The organism is Colwellia echini (genome assembly GCF_002843355.2).
GTDB lineage: Bacteria > Pseudomonadota > Gammaproteobacteria > Enterobacterales > Alteromonadaceae > Colwellia > Colwellia echini.
Genome location: NZ_PJAI02000017.1, coordinates 71890 through 89568, shown reverse-complemented (window position 1 = coordinate 89568; position 17679 = coordinate 71890). Strand labels below are relative to the sequence as shown.

At 34.9% G+C, this 17679-nt stretch carries 18 protein-coding genes and 1 pseudogene; 16 read left to right on the top strand and 3 right to left on the bottom strand.

Annotated features, from left to right (window positions below; translation table 11 throughout):
- Both CWS31_RS13740 and CWS31_RS17585 read left to right on the top strand, forming a co-directional pair.
- Positions 1-310 (top strand): transposase (locus CWS31_RS13740; RefSeq protein WP_246143541.1); only part of this gene is annotated, 310 nt, incomplete at its 5' end.
- 1055 nt (positions 311-1365) lie between these two features.
- On the top strand, positions 1366-1527 hold the full coding sequence (locus tag CWS31_RS17585) for a hypothetical protein (protein WP_170252880.1): 162 nt from the start codon (positions 1366-1368) through the stop codon (positions 1525-1527).
- A gap of 299 nt (positions 1528-1826) precedes the next feature.
- Here CWS31_RS17585 and CWS31_RS13735 read toward each other — a convergent pair whose 3' ends face one another.
- Together CWS31_RS13735 and gtfA are read right to left on the bottom strand one after the other, a co-directional pair.
- Positions 1827-2858 (bottom strand): LacI family DNA-binding transcriptional regulator, encoded by a 1032-nt coding sequence (locus CWS31_RS13735; RefSeq protein ID WP_101343975.1) that lies wholly within the window; start codon positions 2856-2858, stop codon positions 1827-1829.
- A gap of 93 nt (positions 2859-2951) precedes the next feature.
- Positions 2952-4427, bottom strand: coding sequence for a sucrose phosphorylase (gtfA, locus tag CWS31_RS13730; RefSeq protein ID WP_101343974.1), 1476 nt, complete (start codon positions 4425-4427; stop codon positions 2952-2954).
- Positions 4428-4606: 179 nt separating this feature from the next.
- Between gtfA and CWS31_RS13725 the strand changes: the two genes are divergently transcribed.
- From CWS31_RS13725 to CWS31_RS13665, 14 genes and pseudogenes are all read left to right on the top strand, one after another.
- On the top strand, positions 4607-5836 hold the full coding sequence (locus CWS31_RS13725; protein ID WP_101343973.1) for an MFS transporter: 1230 nt from the start codon (positions 4607-4609) through the stop codon (positions 5834-5836).
- Positions 5837-6014: 178 nt separating this feature from the next.
- Positions 6015-8438 (top strand): TonB-dependent siderophore receptor, encoded by a 2424-nt coding sequence (locus tag CWS31_RS13720; RefSeq protein WP_101343972.1) that lies wholly within the window; start codon positions 6015-6017, stop codon positions 8436-8438.
- Positions 8439-8504: 66 nt separating this feature from the next.
- Positions 8505-9461: a carbohydrate kinase family protein gene (locus CWS31_RS13715; RefSeq protein WP_101343971.1), complete on the top strand. Its 957-nt coding sequence runs from the start codon at positions 8505-8507 to the stop codon at positions 9459-9461.
- Between the two features lie 332 nt (positions 9462-9793).
- Positions 9794-11065 carry an IS4 family transposase gene (locus tag CWS31_RS13710; protein WP_101343970.1) on the top strand — a complete coding sequence of 424 codons (1272 nt, stop codon included), beginning with the start codon at positions 9794-9796 and terminating at the stop codon, positions 11063-11065.
- 384 nt (positions 11066-11449) lie between these two features.
- Positions 11450-11890, top strand: coding sequence for a hypothetical protein (locus CWS31_RS13705; RefSeq protein WP_101343969.1), 441 nt, complete (start codon positions 11450-11452; stop codon positions 11888-11890).
- A 124-nt stretch (positions 11891-12014) separates the two neighbouring features.
- Entirely contained in the window at positions 12015-12446 is a 432-nt protein-coding gene (locus tag CWS31_RS13700) for a hypothetical protein (RefSeq protein WP_101343968.1), read from the top strand.
- Between the two features lie 28 nt (positions 12447-12474).
- The gene (locus tag CWS31_RS13695; protein ID WP_101343967.1) at positions 12475-12825 is read left to right on the top strand and encodes a hypothetical protein; all 351 of its coding nucleotides are present in this window, start codon (positions 12475-12477) and stop codon (positions 12823-12825) included.
- Between the two features lie 113 nt (positions 12826-12938).
- Complete coding sequence (locus tag CWS31_RS13690; protein WP_101343966.1) at positions 12939-13238, top strand: hypothetical protein; 300 nt, start codon at positions 12939-12941, stop codon at positions 13236-13238.
- A 29-nt stretch (positions 13239-13267) separates the two neighbouring features.
- Positions 13268-13427: pseudogene (locus CWS31_RS18000) on the top strand (type II toxin-antitoxin system RelE/ParE family toxin); the annotation flags it as partial.
- A 63-nt stretch (positions 13428-13490) separates the two neighbouring features.
- Positions 13491-13949 carry a protease complex subunit PrcB family protein gene (locus CWS31_RS13680; protein WP_101343965.1) on the top strand — a complete coding sequence of 153 codons (459 nt, stop codon included), beginning with the start codon at positions 13491-13493 and terminating at the stop codon, positions 13947-13949.
- Positions 13950-14058: 109 nt separating this feature from the next.
- Complete coding sequence (locus tag CWS31_RS13675; protein ID WP_101343964.1) at positions 14059-14457, top strand: hypothetical protein; 399 nt, start codon at positions 14059-14061, stop codon at positions 14455-14457.
- 15 nt (positions 14458-14472) lie between these two features.
- The gene (locus tag CWS31_RS13670) at positions 14473-14832 is read left to right on the top strand and encodes a hypothetical protein (protein WP_101343963.1); all 360 of its coding nucleotides are present in this window, start codon (positions 14473-14475) and stop codon (positions 14830-14832) included.
- Positions 14833-14938: 106 nt separating this feature from the next.
- On the top strand, positions 14939-15103 hold the full coding sequence (locus CWS31_RS17580; protein WP_170252878.1) for a hypothetical protein: 165 nt from the start codon (positions 14939-14941) through the stop codon (positions 15101-15103).
- Between the two features lie 258 nt (positions 15104-15361).
- Complete coding sequence (locus CWS31_RS13665; protein ID WP_101343962.1) at positions 15362-16756, top strand: RCC1 domain-containing protein; 1395 nt, start codon at positions 15362-15364, stop codon at positions 16754-16756.
- 310 nt (positions 16757-17066) lie between these two features.
- Here CWS31_RS13665 and CWS31_RS13660 read toward each other — a convergent pair whose 3' ends face one another.
- On the bottom strand, positions 17067-17651 hold the full coding sequence (locus CWS31_RS13660; RefSeq protein WP_211355836.1) for a DUF1415 domain-containing protein: 585 nt from the start codon (positions 17649-17651) through the stop codon (positions 17067-17069).
- Between the last annotated feature and the right edge of the window lie 28 nt (positions 17652-17679).

Here is a 17679-nt window from a genome sequence, read left to right as displayed (position 1 = left end):
AAGTTGCCCACTGCAACAGCAATGCATGAGAAAACCGCCAATAAAAACAGGACGGCAAGTTCAGTTTAAACAATGTGGCTCGGGTAAAAGGCTAAGCTACATTGACAAAATGAAAGTCAAAATAGATAGCCCAATAGGACGACGACAATACAGTAAGCGATTAGGTGCTATCGAGCCTGTATTTGGCAATATTACTGTCAATAAAGGCATGAATAAATTGACCTTACGCGGTCAAGAAAAAGTAAACACCCAATGGCAACTGTATTGCCTTGTTCATAATATTGAAAAGTTAAGAAACAACCTGCATTAAGGGTTAAAAGCCCAACTACACATCATATAAACCGCTATTACACTGAATTATTAAGCACCAATTAGCTATTTCAATGAATTAACGATGTAAAAAATTAAATCGCCAAAAACGTAAACGTTTTTGATTGTTAAAAGAAAATAATCCAGTTAGAGTATTTTTATTAATAAATAACATAAAAATGAGTTATTCTACAAGCTCGTTAGTTGCCGCAACTTGTTCGAGTAAATTTAGTTTAATCTTGCGGTATTTCACATCAAAGGATTGGTGTTTGTTTCCTTCCTTTCTTGTGGTTACTTTCAATTTACTCGTAAGTTTTTAGCGTTTTTGGTAACACAGTTTTCGCCTAACTTTTGTGGGTAAATTTAATAAGTAAATTCGTAAACGGCTCAAAGTTCACATTCAGTGGCTAAGTTGCGGTGGTGTTTTTAAATACTCACTTCCATCAATTAAATTTTTGTGTTGTTGGTAAGTTAAATGTGTTTAACTATCAACAACTAACAAGGCATTAAAGAAGGACAATACATAAGTCATTTAAAAGGACAAATAACAGTTGGTTTTTGCTTCTGCGTCGCTTATTTTAACCAACTGATATTTGCCTCTTGTTGAGGCGTTGCCAGCTTTTGACTAGTGAGTGTAGTATGAATACTTTTCTAAACTTATTATTGTATCGTCATCGTCGATTTAAAGATGAAACATACTTTAGAAATCATTTCCTCTTAGCTCTTATCATCAGTGCGGTTTTTTCTGTTTTCATAGCAGATTCATTAATCATGTTTTTAATTACAATTGGTGTGTTTATGTCAATTGATATGCTTCTTTCATTTGGAGCCTGGCTTTACTATAAAACAGATTTATAGTGGTTCGCATAAGAGCGTGGCTCACAAGTCAATTTAAATGGGGGGGAATTTGCAGTATTCATTAAAAATGTTTAGTTTTATTCTAGGTTTATTATCTTTTTCAAATACAGCTATAGCGGATGTTCCCCGTTTAAAGGTAGGCGATTCAGGGCCTTTTAAGAACTTTATTCTCGTTCTAACCCTGAAAATCTGTATTTAATGTACTCGCCTGGTATTGAAGCATTACTTTCTAGAGCAAGGCAATTAAATAAAGAGCCTTTAACTCCTGAACATATTGAAAGAATAAGACAAAACGCTACAGTCATTGCTTTACCACTAGATGTAGCAGAAAAAACAATTCAAGATAGAGGGTACCAATAAAGGTCTGCTGAAAATACAGTTGTTAAGTATATTATTAGATATTACAGCGAGGTTAGATCACACAGCTATAACGATGGGTTAACACTAAATGAGTCAGAGAAAAAATACGAACTTGAATACATAACTGTGGCCAAAATTAGTTGACCACTACAGACTGAAAACACCAAACCAAGAGCATAAAAAAGACCAGGAGCAAAAGCTACTGGCCTTCCATTAAAACCGTCAACGTATTTCAGAACGAGACATGAGTATTTATACTTATTAAAATTTACAACTACTTTGCTATTTAATTAATAATTTTAACAACTTCCGCCGTGCTCTATATGAAAAGGAATTAATACCGAGTCAGTCGCTCTATCGATAAAAAGTTCTGCTGCTTTATTACCCTTTTTTTCACTATTTTGATGTACCGTTGTTAATACAGGAGAAGAATGTAGCGCTTCATCGATCCCATCAAAACCAACAACTCTTATATCTTCTGGTACCTTAAGACCCATTGAGTTAATTTCTTTTATTGCTGTTAAAGCAATAAGATCACTCATGCAGAGTAAAACATTTGGGCGAGGCGATGATGTTAATGCTTCTCTAACCGCTATTAAGGCAGAATTATGTTTACTTGCAGGTATATTCCAAACCCTATCGTCTCTGAGGTTAACATCTAATTCCTTAATAGCTCGTCGATAACCTTTTAATCGTTGATGAGAAATTGAACATGTAAAGTCTGAAGAGGGTAAGTCGTATACACGGCAAGTTAAATTTGAATCGAGTAGCCTTAAACCAAGAATAGCAATATCATCGTCTTTGGAGTTTATCGCAAGTTTCGCTATTTCATAAGCAGCTTGTTCATTATCAATACCTATAGAGGCTTTACGATCAATATCAAAATCTGCGGTGACAACTTTTTTTGTTGTCGTTCTTAATTGATCAATCAATTCAGTATTACGTGGACTACCGTAACAAATAAAGCCATCAACAAAATCAGACACTGCATTAATACTATCTGAGGTGCCAGAAAACAATAATAAATTAACTTTACTGTTTTCTAAAACAGCTGAAACACCTTTTACAAAATTACTCGCCACAGGATCTGTTATCATGTATTCAACGCTATCAGGAAGCACCAACGCAACGATATTAAAGCGACCATTCCTTAAAGATTGAGCCGCCTTATTAGGTCCTGAATACCCCATTTTTTTACATGATTCGAGTATATCATCTCTACGCTTTTTAGAGAGTTGATCGGGCCTGTTAAATGCATTAGAAACTGTAGCATTTGAAACACCTAGCTCTTTAGCAATACTTTTAAGCGTCCAAACTTTATTAACTGTCATGATGACCTTTTTTATTACCGTAAATTCAGCAGTTTATAATATAACTACAGTATACGTAGTTATATTATAAACTGAACATTTATTGATGTGTTTTTAGCTCATATTGAGCAACATATTTAAACTTATAATACGAGTGCTGTTGTTTTCTGTAATCTCAATTTGTGCTTGTCGATCGGCTAAATCGACAATTAGCGTTGCATTATTCTCATTTTTTTGCCACTTCATTTCCAATAATGAGTTATTACTATTAACAGTAAATTCACCATTAAAAGCTTCAGTTTCATTACGTAATTTAATGAGTATAATTATTGCTTTTGTAAAAGGCTTATTTAAAGCTTTTTCAATGCGATCAATATCTAAATAAGGTCGATTTATATCTCGACCAACATTCGTTTTAGATAATAATGCCATATCATTCGGTTCAGCCAGTAAACCAGCGTAATAAACTTGTGGTACACCAGGAGAGAAAAATTGAATTGCTCTGGCAATCAAATAATCAAAATCACTTTGCCCAAGTGCATCATAATACGTACAGTTAACTTGGTATAAGTCTACATTACTCGCTGCAGCTCCCGTGGCTTGTTTACTTTCGTTGGTACTATTAAGGTGAATTTTTTCAACCAGATTATCTATTTCAATATTATCTAATAAACCAGCTTTACCATTCATTGGACCAACATCAATAATACCAATGCCATCATGAGTATCCAACACAGTGATACAATTTCTTGGTGAAATGTGTAACCACTTTGCTAATGCTGTAAAATTTTGAGTAAAAATACTATGTAAAATAAGCGGTGGTAAAGCAAAATCATAAACTCGATCAACGCGTTTAGCTATTTCTATTTGAGTTTGATAATAAGAATGTATCTCTACAAGTGTTTCAATACCCAGTTTGTTAGCAACATCCGTAAGTTGATCAATAAAATCAAAGGTTTCATCAAGCATAAAACAACTTGTACCCGCTTTTTTAAGTGCGTAACCCGCAGCATCTAAACGAATTATTTTAATATTATTTTCAGAAAATGTTTTTAATATACGGGCTAAATACTCTTTTCCTATTGCAGATGTCACATCTATATCTATTTGATTATCTGTAAAAGTAGTCCAAAAATTTGCACTTTCATTGTTAGGTAACGAAGATTTAGTGAAGCAACTACCTGGTCTAGGGCGATATATTTTTGCTTGTTCTGCATCGCTCAAACCATTTGGAAATACCTTTTCTTTAGTTAAAAATAAATCCCAATAAACAGATTTTGAGCCTTTTTTTAATACATCTTTAAACTCTTTTGATTGAGCTGACATATGGTTTACGATGAGATCAGCCATCAACTCATGTTCTTCGCCTAGCTCTTTTATATCGTTCCAATCGCCAAGCCTGCTATCAACTTGGGTATGATCTATAGGATCGAAACCAGCATCACTACCATCTATTGGATAATAAAAAGGTAACAAATGAACACCTGAAAACAAACCTGTAAGTTGCTCATTTAACAAATTTGTTAATGATTGAGTCCCTTCTCCAGTAAGTCTATCAATATAGGTTATTAGCTGAACATTATTTTTCATTAGTTTACCCTTTAAGTTTATGTTGCATCTTAATCGATTAAGATCTATCTTTATATAGAATCAAGCATTAATCAAGAATAATTTAACTTTTCTTTAAGATGCTAAGACAAAAGAATAAATGATCAACACAGTTTTTAACTACAATTAACATAAAAAGCTTTATTAACAGGGGAAAAATAATGAACGAAAAAAATAACTTAACACTAAGTCCTCCATTATCGGAAGATGCGTCAGTAAGGAGAATAAAACTTCTCACATATATGATGTTTTTTGTATTTGCGATGACCTCTGATGCAGTTGGCGTTATCATTCCCCAACTGATAGAAACCTATCAATTAAATTTAACACAAGCGAGCGCGTTTCATTATATACCTATGATTTTCATTGCTCTTAGCGGTTTACTTTTAGGGTACCTAGCGGATAAGTGGGGTAGAAAATCAACGATTGTTATTGGTTTATTAATATTTTCACTCGCATGTTTTCTATTTTCTTTAGGTAGTAGTTTTATATATTTTTTATCACTTCTCGCTTTGATTGGTATCGCTATTGGTTTATTTAAAACTGGGGCGTTAGCGTTAATTGGTGACATTTCATCGTCAAATAAAGAACATACTTCGACGATGAATAAAGTAGAAGGATTTTTTGGTATCGGCGCTATTGTAGGCCCAGCAATAGTAAGTTACTTACTTGTTTCAGGTATATCTTGGAAGTACTTATATATAAGTGCTGGGGTATTGTGTGCATTACTTTGCTTAGCTGCAATGAAAACAAAATACCCTGTAAGTAAGCCAAGTATCGAAGGAAAAGTAAATTTAAAAAGCTCACTTAAAGTAATGAAAGACCCTTATGCTATGGGCTTTTCATTGGCAATCGCGTTATATGTTGCCACAGAAGTTGCTATCTATGTTTGGATGCCAACACTCTTAGCTGATTATACTGGCTCTCTAGTTTGGCTAGCCACATACTCACTTACAATCTTCTTTGTTTTACGAGCGGGGGGGCGGTTTTTAGGAGTACTGATGCTAAAACATTTTAAATGGCAAACTGTTATGTGTTGGTTCTCGTTAGCCGTATTTCTTTGTTATCTAGGTACTGCGATAATAGGTGTTGAAGCCGCAGTTGTACTATTGCCACTTTCAGGTTTATTTATGTCCATGATATACCCTACCCTTAACTCTAAGGGGATTAGTTGTTTCCACCCATCAAAACATGGCGCTGTTGCTGGAGTAATCCTGTTTTTTACTGCTGTTTCTGCTGCAGTAGCCCCTCTTCTTATGGGGGTTATAAGCGATTTATTTGGTCATGTATCTTATGGTTTTTACTTAGCAACGTTCTTTGCAGCTATCTTAGCGTTAGCTGCCATTTATAACCTAATTGCAGATCCCACCCAGCATAACGTTCATAAATAGAAAATAAATATCGCCAATTATCAATTAATTAATAAAGATATCACTATTTAATTAAATGAGTACTTGCAAAATAATGGGATTATAACTAATAATAAACTTAATCGATTAAGTTGCGATTAATAACAATATGACAACAATTAATTATAAAACATACTATAAAGTAACTCGGGGAATACAAATGAAAAGCATAACCTACAAAAAATTAATACTAAGCACATTAACCATGGCAATTTGTTCTAGCTTGAGTGCAGCAGAGACAGGAAAAACTGAAGACAATGCTGTTGAAAAAGGCTTAGACTTTGAACGAATCGTTGTTACTGGTGTGTCAGGTAAAGGTACTACTGTTATGGCATCAACAGCTTCGGTAAGTAGTTTGACACCAAACGAAATTGAAATTGCAACACCTAGAAGTACATCAGAAGCTTTTAGATCAATTCCTGGTATCCGCGCAGAATCATCGGGTGGTGAAGGTAATGCAAACATTGCTGTTCGCGGTCTTCCTGTTGCAGCTGGTGGCGCAAAATTCTTACAACTACAAGAAGATGGTTTACCCATTTTACAATTTGGAGACATCGCATTTGGTAACTCTGATATATTTCTCAGACTTGACAGTACAGTGTCATCAATTGAATCAATTCGTGGTGGCTCTTCATCAACTTTAGCGTCAAATGCACCTGGCGGCATTATTAACATGATCAGTAAAACGGGTGAGTCCGAATCTGGCAGTATCGCCACGACCATTGGTTTAGATTACGATACTATCCGTACAGATTTTGACTTTGGTGGTGAAATTAACAACTCAATGTATTTCCATTTTGGTGGTTTTTATCGTCAAGGTGAAGGTCCAAGAAATACCGGTTATGTAGGGGATAATGGTGGACAAATCAAAGCCAATATAACAAAAGAATTTGATCAAGGTTATGTTCGGGTCTACTACAAGTATTTAGAAGATGCTACAACGGGCTATTTACCTATGCCTATGTATGCAGACGGTTCATCATTGCCAGGCTTTGATTCTCAGTCAGATGCTATCCATTCAGCTAATTTCACTTCATTATTTACCACAGATGGCACAGGCAACCGTCGTCGTTCAGATATGCGTGATGGTATGAACCCAACAGTAAACGCGGTAGGTTTAGAAGCGGTATTTGACTTAGGCAATGATTGGTCAATGGAGAACAGATTTAGAACATCAAGTACCAAAGGTAGTTTTACTTCCCCATTCCCTGAAAGCATCCAAAGCAGCCAAGTACTTGCAGATAGTATTGCTGGCTCTGGTGCAAGTCTAACGTATGCTGCAGGACCACAACAAGGACAAGCATACACAGGTGACAACTTAATGCGTATTCATACCTTTGATGTTGAAATGAGTAACTTGGACTTTATGGTTAACGATTTAAAAATATTAAAATCATTTGATAATACTAATGTTACTTTTGGTTATTACAAGTCTTTACAAAACATTGAACAATCATGGCTTTGGAATACTTACTTATCAGAGATTAATGGTAATAACGCTTCACTAATTGATGTAACCGCTGCTGATGGAACAAGCTTCTCAGACAATGGCTTAATTGCATATGGTGTTCCAGCTTGGGGGAATTGTTGTACCAGAAACTACGACTTACAATATGAAAGTTCTGCTCCTTATATTGCTATTAACTCAACGTTTGATCGTTTAACCATTGATGCCAGTGTTCGTTATGATAGTGGCTCAGCAACAGGAACCTATGCTGGTGCAGTTCAGTCTACTATTGACATGAACAGAGACGGTATCATTTCAAAGCCTGAAGAAAGTGTGTCTTCAGTAAATAATAGTGGAAGATCTATCGCCAATTATGACTGGAGTTACACATCTTACTCACTTGGTGCTAACTATATACTAAATGATGATTTAGCTATTTTTGCGAATCTTAGTCACGGTGGTACAACTAATGCTGATCGTTTAGCATTCGGAAAAATTGCAGATGATGGCTCTGTAGCCCCAGAAGATGCTGTTGATGAAGTTGATCAGTATGAACTAGGAGCCAAGTATCGCCAAGATGCACTCGCTTTATTTGCTACGGCCTTCTTTGCTGAAACTCAAGAGCAAAACTTTGAAGCAACTAGCCAAAAATTCTTTGACCGTGTATATGAATCACATGGTATTGAATTAGAAGGTTCTTACTACATTGGTGATTTTACTGTGAGTGGCAACATGACTTGGACAGATGCAGAGATTACTCAAGATGCATTAAATCCCGATGCGGTTGGTAATACACCTAGAAGACAAGCCGACATAATATATTCACTAACAGCTAGTTATAACTTCGAAGAAGGTACCGCAGGCTTTAACTTTATTGGTACAACTGATGCTTACGCTCAAGATGGTGGTGATCAAGATGCCGGAGACGCGCTTAAGTTTGATGGTTACACCCAAGTAAATGCCTTTGCACAATACTATTTATCAGATAGCTTCAGCGTTGCTTTAAATGTAAACAACTTATTTAATGTAGTCGGTCTAACTGAAGCTGAAGAAGGTAATATCCCTGCTAATAATATCATTAGAGCTCGAGCAATTAATGGTAGAACAACAAGTATGACGCTTAAATACGATTTTTAGTCGGTAAGCAGCAATTTTACAGGTAATAACAAGCCCATTTTAGATGGGCTTTTTTAAGGACAATCTATGATTTCTTTAATCAGTTATGGCGAAGTGTTGGTCGACTTTCTGCCTACGTCAGTAAATGACCCAAGTTATATTCCGTTAGCTGGAGGTGCTCCTGCCAATGTCGCAGTAGCCTATGCTAAGTTAGGTGGAGAAGCATACTTTGCAGGAGGTATTAGTGAAGACAATTTTGGTAATATGCTCATACAAGCTCTAGAAAATGACGGAGTTCATACCGATTACGTTAAAATAATAGCTGATGCTAATACTGCATTAGTATTAGTTAGCTTAGACTCTTGTGGGGAGAGAGCCTTCAACTTTTACCGACATAATACTGCCGACATGCAATATGGCATATCTCAAGTTGATAAAGTAAATTGGCAAAATATAGGCGTTTTTCATTTTTGTTCAAACACATTAACTAGTCAGCCAATATATACTGATACGCTTTACGCTATAAGAAGTGCTAAAAAAAATAATGTCTTAATTAGTTTTGATGTAAATTTACGCCAGCAACTTTGGCAAGATTTATCGTTTTTAACTAACCGAGTTGAAACATGTATAGAAGAAACCGATATAGTTAAATTGAGTAGAGACGAAGCTGAATATTTGGCTAAAACCAAAGGAGTTGATGTCGATATTTACATACAATATTTATTACTACTTGGTGTGAAGCTTATTGTAATCACTGATGGTTCAAGTTCTATTCAAGTAACTTGCACTGGTTTTTCAACAATGTTTGAAGTACCTAAAATATCTCCGGTCGATACCACAGGTGCAGGTGATAGTTTTATTTCAGGTTTTCTATTTTCACTCGCAAAATCAGTTGAAGAACATAGCGAAATAGAGTCAATACATAAAATTATTGAGCAACAAGAATACGTTTCTGCTGCGGTGTTATTTGCAGCTAAATGTGGTGCTTTTACCTGCCAGAAAAAAGGAGCCTTTGCAGCATTACCTCACCTAGCTGACATTTAACAATCGACTAATATATTTTAATGGTTACCTTTTAAACATCACTTATAAAAACTTTCAATTAATTCAATTTAAATTGAACTAATAGTCATAACAAGACTCTTACTTAATAGTAAAGTTCTTCCCTGAATTTTTTATGTTGTTTGTATGCGCTCTCTAATTTTAGGTGAGCGCTTTTTTTTTCCTTAAATTCCTTTAATATCAGAATTATTAATAAAGCATTTAATTTAAGGAATATTCATAGGTTGGATCTTAAGGAATAAAACAATTGAAAACATGCTCTGAATTTGATCTGATAGTAATCGCCAAACCACTATCTATCCCAAAAGCAGAGCATGAATAAACATAATACTGAGTTAAACAAAATAACGAAAGTACTTAACGATTATAATATTAACGAAATAGGTAAAGAAATTCGTTTTTGTAGCCGTAAACGAATAATAAAACCCTTTGAATTAGTCATGTCGTTAATAACGGCACTAGGTGATAAGTCGGTAAGCACCGTGACAGATTTACATCGTTATTTTGTGAAGTTAACGGAAACAGATGTTCAATATAAACCGTTTCATAATCAACTGAGTAAGCCTGAATTCAGCCAATTAATGAAATCATTAGTCGATGTAGCGTTAAGTGAATGGCAGCAACAAATACTCGGTACAGACGCTACACTGTCAGATTTTAAACGTATAGTAATGCAAGATGGAAGTTCGTTTGCTGTACATGATAGTTTACAAGAAACCTTTAAAGGTCGCTTTACTAAAATAAGCCCTGCAGCAATAGAGGTACATGTGAGTTGGGATTTATTTAAAGGCTATCCCGAAGATATTTCAATCAGTCCAGATAGCCAAGCTGAATATGATTTTTTACCCGATGCTAAATCGTTAGTTGACACTTTGTTTCTCGCCGATAGAGGGTACTTCAAGTTGTCGTACCTAGAATCAATAGATATCGCAGGTGGTTTCTATATTGTGCGTGCTAAAGCAACAGTCAATCCAGTCGTTGTTGCCGCATTTAATCGCCAAGGAAAAGTCTTGAAACGGTTTTCCCAGAAGAAACAAAAGGACGTTAAAAAGCATATTCGCCGTAGCGTTATTGTTGATATGGATGTGGAAGGCCAAACGTATTATCGTTTGATTGCTAGTTGGCCTAAAGGGAAAAGTGAGCCGACTTATTGGGCAACAAACTTAAGTCGAGAAAAGTTTAGTGCTGAAGCGCTCATAAAGCTATACAGTCTCCGGTGGCAAATAGAATTACTGTTTAAGGAATGGAAGTCATATTGCAACCTTCAAAAGTTTAACACCAGAAAAGCAAGTATGATGGAAGGTTTAGTGTGGGCAAGCTTATTAACGTTGTTAGTAAAACGGCGAATAGGAATGAGTGTTCAACAACTTGTAGGTATTGAGCTATCAAGCTTTATGGTCGCAAAAAACACCCAAGGTTGGTTTTATCAATTAATGGAATCAATCACACAAGGTGTGATATCGACACTGAAAAAAATATGGCAAAAAACTATCAATTTTTTGTCAAAGTATGCTCAAAGAGCGAATCCGACACGAGATAAGGAAAAAGGTCGATTAGAGTGCGGCCTAGATCCAATTATCTCTTAATGTCCAACATATGAGTATTGATTAGTTAACCTGAACTTGGGGTATTTAGTCATTGTAAAATCACGTGACTGCCCAAGCTTTTACATCGGCTATGGCTATGGTCATTCAATCACAGACAAAGTTTACATTTATCGAATAATTACAATATTGATACTCTATATTGATACAACTTTATTAATTTCCCTCTTTCTACAGCAAAGAATGAAAGTTTCCTTCTTTTACACATCCACCAGTTCAGGGCTAATTTTTAAGTGATTGAAATAAATTGAATAGTGACGTATTCTCAATAACATTTAAAAAATCAGATGGATAATTTTCTTTTATAGATAGAAGGAATTATTCCTTTGAATAAGCTGTTATACGTAAATGGAGCTCTCTGCATAAATGGATGCTATAAGAAATAAAGATGTATTATTAATTTGGCCTATTTCTCTTATCGGATTACCAATACTAGCTATCCTATTAATATCGATTTTCGGATTTTCTGGCACAATATATTCAGGAAAACTTACTTATATATTTTCCGTAAGCGGTACTTTAGTTTTAGTTATATTTGGACTATTCAATGTGCTTTTTTCATTTTATACATTGAATACTTTTTGGAGTACTTTAAAGATAAAAGAGCGGATCATATATTCTTTGGTAGGTATATTAGCTAATGTATTGAGTAGCTACGTACTAGCAAGTTTATGGAAAACTAAAAGTATAAATATCTACTCTACCAAAGGGAAAAAGAAACATGATCATGTTGCATTTGTTTTCTATTTCTTTATCTTGGTTGCATTGCTGATACCAATATTTATAGCAAATAAGCAGTTTAAGTAGTTAATTACGTATAACAAGTCATTAAAGCAGGACAAAAAACAGTTGGTTTTGCTCCTCCGTCGCTTATTTTAACCAACTATTTTATTGCCTGTTAACAGGGCGTTAGGGTTTTCTGGAGTCACGGATGAAATTTAAACTATCTTTTATTTTCCTAATATTCATTTCAGCATTCTCGTACTCTAATGAAATAGATGAATTATGGGGTGCAGAGGCTGAATATAAAAACAAAGCTGAAAGTTATATTTCTCAATTGTACAGCAATAAGTCTGAGCTTCTTGTTATTGAATTTTCTATTAAACGCAATCCAACGAAAATTGAATCTGAATTAGAGCACTATATATTTTTAAAGGCACTCGACAAAGCAAGTATCGCTGATACTAAAGATCCTGCCATTGTGGAGTGGGCTAAATCTAATGGTACAAGCGCTAAAGATATAACCGTCTATGACGTAGTTTTTGAGTTGCCTAAAACTAATGATTTCAGTCCCGTAATAATGTCAGTTGGGCAAGAGACTGGCTTTTTAAACAATAAATGGGCAGAGTTAATAAAACCCTAACAAGTCATTAAAGCAGGAAAATTTACAGTTGGCTGTTTTCACTGCGCTCAACATTTTAGCCAACTATAAATTTCCTCTTAATGAGGCGTTAGGTTTCTTTTCTAAATGGAGTGTTCGTAAAATGGAAGAAAATATTAAAATTAATTCAATAATAAGAATTCTAGGCGGGCTATTATCTTTGATGCTTTTGACAATGATAATGTTATCATTATTATCGATTATACCAATGGCTACAGATGATGTTATATCAAGTGTTATTTTTCTTATTATTGTCGCACCTGTATGCATTTATGGTTATATATCAGGTAAAATTTTAGATAACTTACCAACGTTTTTAGTTGATGCTATTAAAAGTAAGTCGTTAAAAGACTATAAGTAATCAAAACCTAACAAGGCAATTCAACAAGGACAAAAAACAGTTGGTTTTTGTTCTTGCGTCGCTTATTTTAACCAACTATTACTTGCCCATTATTAGGGCGTTACTGAGTCAATATGGAAATTGCTGAAAGTTCAAAAACCCCAAAAAAAGCATACGTTATTCTTACATTTCAAGCTATAACTTGGGCTTTAATCATAAGTCACTTTTTCGAAGATTATATTACAGGTACAGACGCTGCAGGCTCGGGCATGGCTCGTGGAATTGGTGTTTTCTTTTTTGTTGTTCCATCAATGATTTTTATCTTCTGTACAACATTCTATTTTTTAAAGAAAAACTTACCAGCATGGTTTAGGTTTGTGTCTACGTTTAATTATATAGGTTTGTTTTTAACTTTTGCTGCAATAAATTGGTAATTAACTCACTAACAAGGTTATAAAATCCTCCTGAATCAGGTAAAAGGCCACTAGAATTAGTTAACTTAAATTACCGTGAAGTTAACTAATTCTTGTCGTGTTTTCTATAAAAGTGGATAGCGATAAAGTTTATATTTTGCATGTTATGCGACAAGAAAGAGATCTACTAGATTTATCCTACAAAGCTAGATAAAGATTCTTGGCTAGATACCAACGAATATACGAAACACTGTACGTAAAGGAGTACACGAAATGAAACGGTTATTAATAATTCTACCTTTAATTTATCAATTACAAGGGTGCAACTCAGCTAAGGCTGAATCACCCGAACTCCAAATGGAGTCAGAGGTAATTCATGAAGCTGAATATAATGAGTTTGCGAATATCACTAGTAAGAGTGTGATAGTAATAAGAAGCCAAGAAGAATATGAAAGTGAATTACTTAAAAGAACATCCGAGCCAGTGGAGGCCATAGATTTTGCAAGTGAATCAATTATATTAATTGATATGGGCATGCAAACATCGGGTGGGCATAGTTTAAATTTTTCATTTTATGAAGACTCTAATGACATACAAGGGGAAATTGTTTATAGCTTTCCTAGCGGTACATGCGCTACTTCTACTGCTATTACAAATCCATATAAATTCATTAAACTCAAATCTACTAAATTTATATTAGTTTCAGAACAGCAGACTTATTTTGAGTGCTAATACACATAACAATGATCTTCCCCCGTTAAAGCGAACACCAAAATCTAACTAAAGATGAGGTGTCTTATGCCGCTTAACCAAATGCTTTATTTTTACAAGGAATTTTCATATGAAGAATTGTTTTTATAAGTTTATTTTAATTACTTCCATTATGTTAAGTGGTTGTGAAGATTCAAGTGATTCCGTCAATAATGGCGATGTTGCTTGTACAGAGCAGTACGTATCTGGACTTACCATTGAAATTATAGATAAAGCAACAGGTGAGCCTATTGCCTGCAATGTCACCGCTATTATTGAAGATAATGATTACTCTGAAGAGGTAACATCTTTTAGTTCTGGTGAGTGTGATAATGCTCAATACCTTCAAGGAGCTGGAGAAAGAAGCGGTATTTATAATATCCATGTATCTAAAGAAGGTTACTTAGATTGGTCGGTATATAATATTGAACTCACATCTAACGTATGTCATGTTGAAACTGTTCACATCATTGCAGAGCTAGAGAAGTAAATTTAAGGGAGTATTATGCCTTTATGGTTTTGGTTGCTCACAAGTATTTCCATAGCTTTATTATTTTGTTGGTATATATCTCCAACTCGAAATAAAGAACCAACTAAAGTTCAGAAATTAGGAGCAGTGATTTGGATTGTGTTGCGGCGTATAATAAGTTTCGTTGGGGCACTTTTCGGTATCCTTTGTATTTACATATTATTGTCCAGTTCTGGTTCAATAATAGAAAAAACACTTTGGAGTATAGTGATCCTGTCTTTTTCATTATATTTTGTATATGTGGGTGTTATTGGCCAAGGTTGGAATCAATATAGCCTCAATGACGACTTGAGTCTGTATGTAAAAATCAAAAAAAGATATGGTCTTCGTTGGTAATAAACAACTTAACAAGAGCATTCAACGGGAAATTACTGTTGGCTTTTTGCTCATTAACATTTTAGCCAATAATTCTTAGCCCTCTTCTTAGGCGTTGGTGAGTTATATGAAAACTACCGAAGATTCAAAAATTTTTAGTAAAGCTATCGTTATTCTTCTATTACAGGTGATTGCTTGGCGTTTAATATTATCGCCTTATTTTGAAGATTACAGTGCCGGAAATGATGCTGCAGGTACTGGTTTGGCCAAAGGATTGGACTTCTTCTTGTAGGGGGTCCTTGTATGGTTTTTGTTTTTTTACCACTTTCTATTTTTTCAAAAAAAATTACCCGTATGGTTTAGATACATTTCTGTAGTTAATTACATTGGATTAATTATAATATTTATGGGAAGCAATTGGTAACTCACTAACAAGTAATTAAACAATAAACAGCTAGTTGTGCTCTTTCTTGCTATTATAGCCAGCCATTTTAGGAGCTTAGCATTATGCCGAGCTTTATATTTATCAATAATAATTTTGGAAGCGAAAATGAATGTTAGGACAATAAGTTTATTAATATTAGTAAATTTAATTATTGCTTGTGGCGGAGGTGATAGTGCCCCTGAAACAACTACAGAAAAGGATATTCAAGAAGATAATACACCGGCCTTAGTTGAAACTGTTGAAACAGAAGTTAACACCCCAGCTATAGTAGCTGAGAAAATAGTAACTAGCTCTTTTGCTCATGCGGCTATTAAAAGTGATGGCACTGTTGTTACTTGGGGATATGACGAGCATGGCGGAGACTCTTCTGATGTCCAGTATATGTTAACCGATGTGGATGAAATTTATTCAACAGAAGGAGCCTTTGCTGCATTAAAAGCAGATGGTACTGTTGTTACTTGGGGCAATAGTGACCGAGGCGGTGATTCTAGTCATGTTTCGGCTGAGTTGTTTGATATTAAAGAAATTATTTCAACATACTCAAGTTTTGCTGCATTACGGAAAGATAATACAGTTATATCATGGGGGGTGAATTCAGAAGATGGTTATTATCAGAGGCTTGTGACCGATGTTAACCATTTGGTTTCTTCAAGAGGATCTTTTTCTGCAATTAAGAGTGATGGTTCAATTATATATTGGAGTGGACTTAATTATGAAGAAGTAAGCTACATAGCACCCGAGATAACGTCGTTAATCGCTCATTCCTCTTTTTATTCTGCTATTTTACCAACAGGAGAAGTGATTACTTGGGGATATAACGATAGGTGGCTAGAAAACTACCCTGCTAACGGACCATTTAATGTAAAAAAATTATATAGCACCGATCTAGGTTTCATTGCGGTATTTAACGACGATACAACTAAGTATTGGGGAATCGAACATTCAGATACATGGGGAGTCAACCCACCAGAAAACCTACCGGCTATCAAGGCTGTTGAATACAGTGGTTCGAAAACTATTGCACTTACAACAACTGGAAATATTGTTCCGTGGGGAAGTTACGGTGAAAAGGAAGGAAATTTCTCTGATGGCTTCTCTTGGGCAACTTATGATGAGTACCCTAGGACACTTTCAAATATTGAAAAAATTTATGGTTTTTCACAGAGCTCTTTGAGTCCTGAAGCATTTGGCGCTCTTGATAAGGATGGACATTTGTACCTATGGGGGGGGATAAATTTACCTAAAGATGCAATAAAAGATGTTAAAGAAGTAGTTGGTGTTGGTAGCGCAATTGCTGTTTTAAAACAGGATAATACCGTGGAGTATTGGGGAGATGTTTCAGTTGAGATTGATCCTTTAACTTTAGAACCGGCAATTACTCCTCATTTAGTTGATGTAATTTCTATCTATGCAACTGCCGTGAATTTTTCTGCTATTAAGAAAGACGGTACAATTATTACTTGGGGTAATTTTGTGAATGATGGCAAGGTTGATTTTTAGTGAAGCTATATAATCAACACTAACTGTGAAGCAGCTAACAATCGTGAGCTCGGTGACCTTATAGCATGGTGTAATGAATACTATAAGGTCTACGAAGCCGATGAAGGTTGGAATGAACAAAATGATTCGCAATTTAAAGTTGTATGTGGTTTGTGTTTTTCTGCTTTCCAAGAAAACCAACAGTAATTTTCGGATTATTGCAGCGCAAGTACCTATTCCCCAAGCGTGATGCTAAAATCTATTCTTTATGCTTACTTGCGTGACTATATCAAAGATTATATTAATGATTATTACACTGATAATACTATTATTACTTTTGAGGGAAGTCTTGATGAATTTTAGTCAATATAGTTTGAAAGTAACCACTGCCCTTTTGCTCTGCTAATATAATATTATTTTCTGGTATTTTTTCTGGCTCTTTATAAATTGAAAGTACCTTAGCCATACTCTCCTCTCTAATAATGTGTAGCATTGGGTAAGGCGATCTGTTGGTGAAATTACTCGGTGCGTCAAAATCATCATCGGCAAAGCAATATTCGGGGTGCATGGTTGCAAGTTGAAATATACCTTCAAAGCCTGACTCAATCAGTAAGTCATTGGCATAATCAACTAAATCAAGATAACGGTCAAAGCCTCTAAATCCATCGGCATAAATTATTAGTGTTGTTTCAATATCGGCATTATTTTGCAAGTAATGACATTGCTCTACTAATTCTTGCAGCGCCGGTTTAACTTGTTCAAGCGATGATTGATGGTAATAAATGGTATTATTAACAAACTCTTTTTTAGCAAATGGACAAAAGTTTAAGCCAATAATAATGTCATTTATCCACGCTTTAGTTGCATTAATTTCAGAGCTGTTTTGCCCTAATATCATTTCATTTTTTTCAGTCATACTTTCACTTTTTCTTGCTATTAATTAT

What these genes read in the sequence shown, in the direction of transcription:
- CWS31_RS13720 (WP_101343972.1), top strand. Translation starts at nt 6,015, where the DNA reads ATGAAAAGCATAACCTACAAAAAATTAATACTAAGCACATTAACCATG.
- CWS31_RS13725 (WP_101343973.1), top strand. Translation starts at nt 4,607, where the DNA reads ATGAACGAAAAAAATAACTTAACACTAAGTCCTCCATTATCGGAAGAT.
- CWS31_RS13690 (WP_101343966.1), top strand. Translation starts at nt 12,939, where the DNA reads ATGGAAATTGCTGAAAGTTCAAAAACCCCAAAAAAAGCATACGTTATT.
- CWS31_RS13670 (WP_101343963.1), top strand. Translation starts at nt 14,473, where the DNA reads ATGCCTTTATGGTTTTGGTTGCTCACAAGTATTTCCATAGCTTTATTA.
- CWS31_RS13700 (WP_101343968.1), top strand. Translation starts at nt 12,015, where the DNA reads ATGAAATTTAAACTATCTTTTATTTTCCTAATATTCATTTCAGCATTC.
- CWS31_RS13715 (WP_101343971.1), top strand. Translation starts at nt 8,505, where the DNA reads ATGATTTCTTTAATCAGTTATGGCGAAGTGTTGGTCGACTTTCTGCCT.
- CWS31_RS17585 (WP_170252880.1), top strand. Translation starts at nt 1,366, where the DNA reads ATGTACTCGCCTGGTATTGAAGCATTACTTTCTAGAGCAAGGCAATTA.
- CWS31_RS13665 (WP_101343962.1), top strand. Translation starts at nt 15,362, where the DNA reads ATGAATGTTAGGACAATAAGTTTATTAATATTAGTAAATTTAATTATT.
- gtfA (WP_101343974.1), bottom strand. Translation starts at nt 4,427, where the DNA reads ATGAAAAATAATGTTCAGCTAATAACCTATATTGATAGACTTACTGGA.
- CWS31_RS13660 (WP_211355836.1), bottom strand. Translation starts at nt 17,651, where the DNA reads ATGACTGAAAAAAATGAAATGATATTAGGGCAAAACAGCTCTGAAATT.
- CWS31_RS13705 (WP_101343969.1), top strand. Translation starts at nt 11,450, where the DNA reads ATGGATGCTATAAGAAATAAAGATGTATTATTAATTTGGCCTATTTCT.
- CWS31_RS13675 (WP_101343964.1), top strand. Translation starts at nt 14,059, where the DNA reads ATGAAGAATTGTTTTTATAAGTTTATTTTAATTACTTCCATTATGTTA.
- CWS31_RS13680 (WP_101343965.1), top strand. Translation starts at nt 13,491, where the DNA reads ATGAAACGGTTATTAATAATTCTACCTTTAATTTATCAATTACAAGGG.
- CWS31_RS13735 (WP_101343975.1), bottom strand. Translation starts at nt 2,858, where the DNA reads ATGACAGTTAATAAAGTTTGGACGCTTAAAAGTATTGCTAAAGAGCTA.
- CWS31_RS13710 (WP_101343970.1), top strand. Translation starts at nt 9,794, where the DNA reads ATGAATAAACATAATACTGAGTTAAACAAAATAACGAAAGTACTTAAC.
- CWS31_RS17580 (WP_170252878.1), top strand. Translation starts at nt 14,939, where the DNA reads ATGAAAACTACCGAAGATTCAAAAATTTTTAGTAAAGCTATCGTTATT.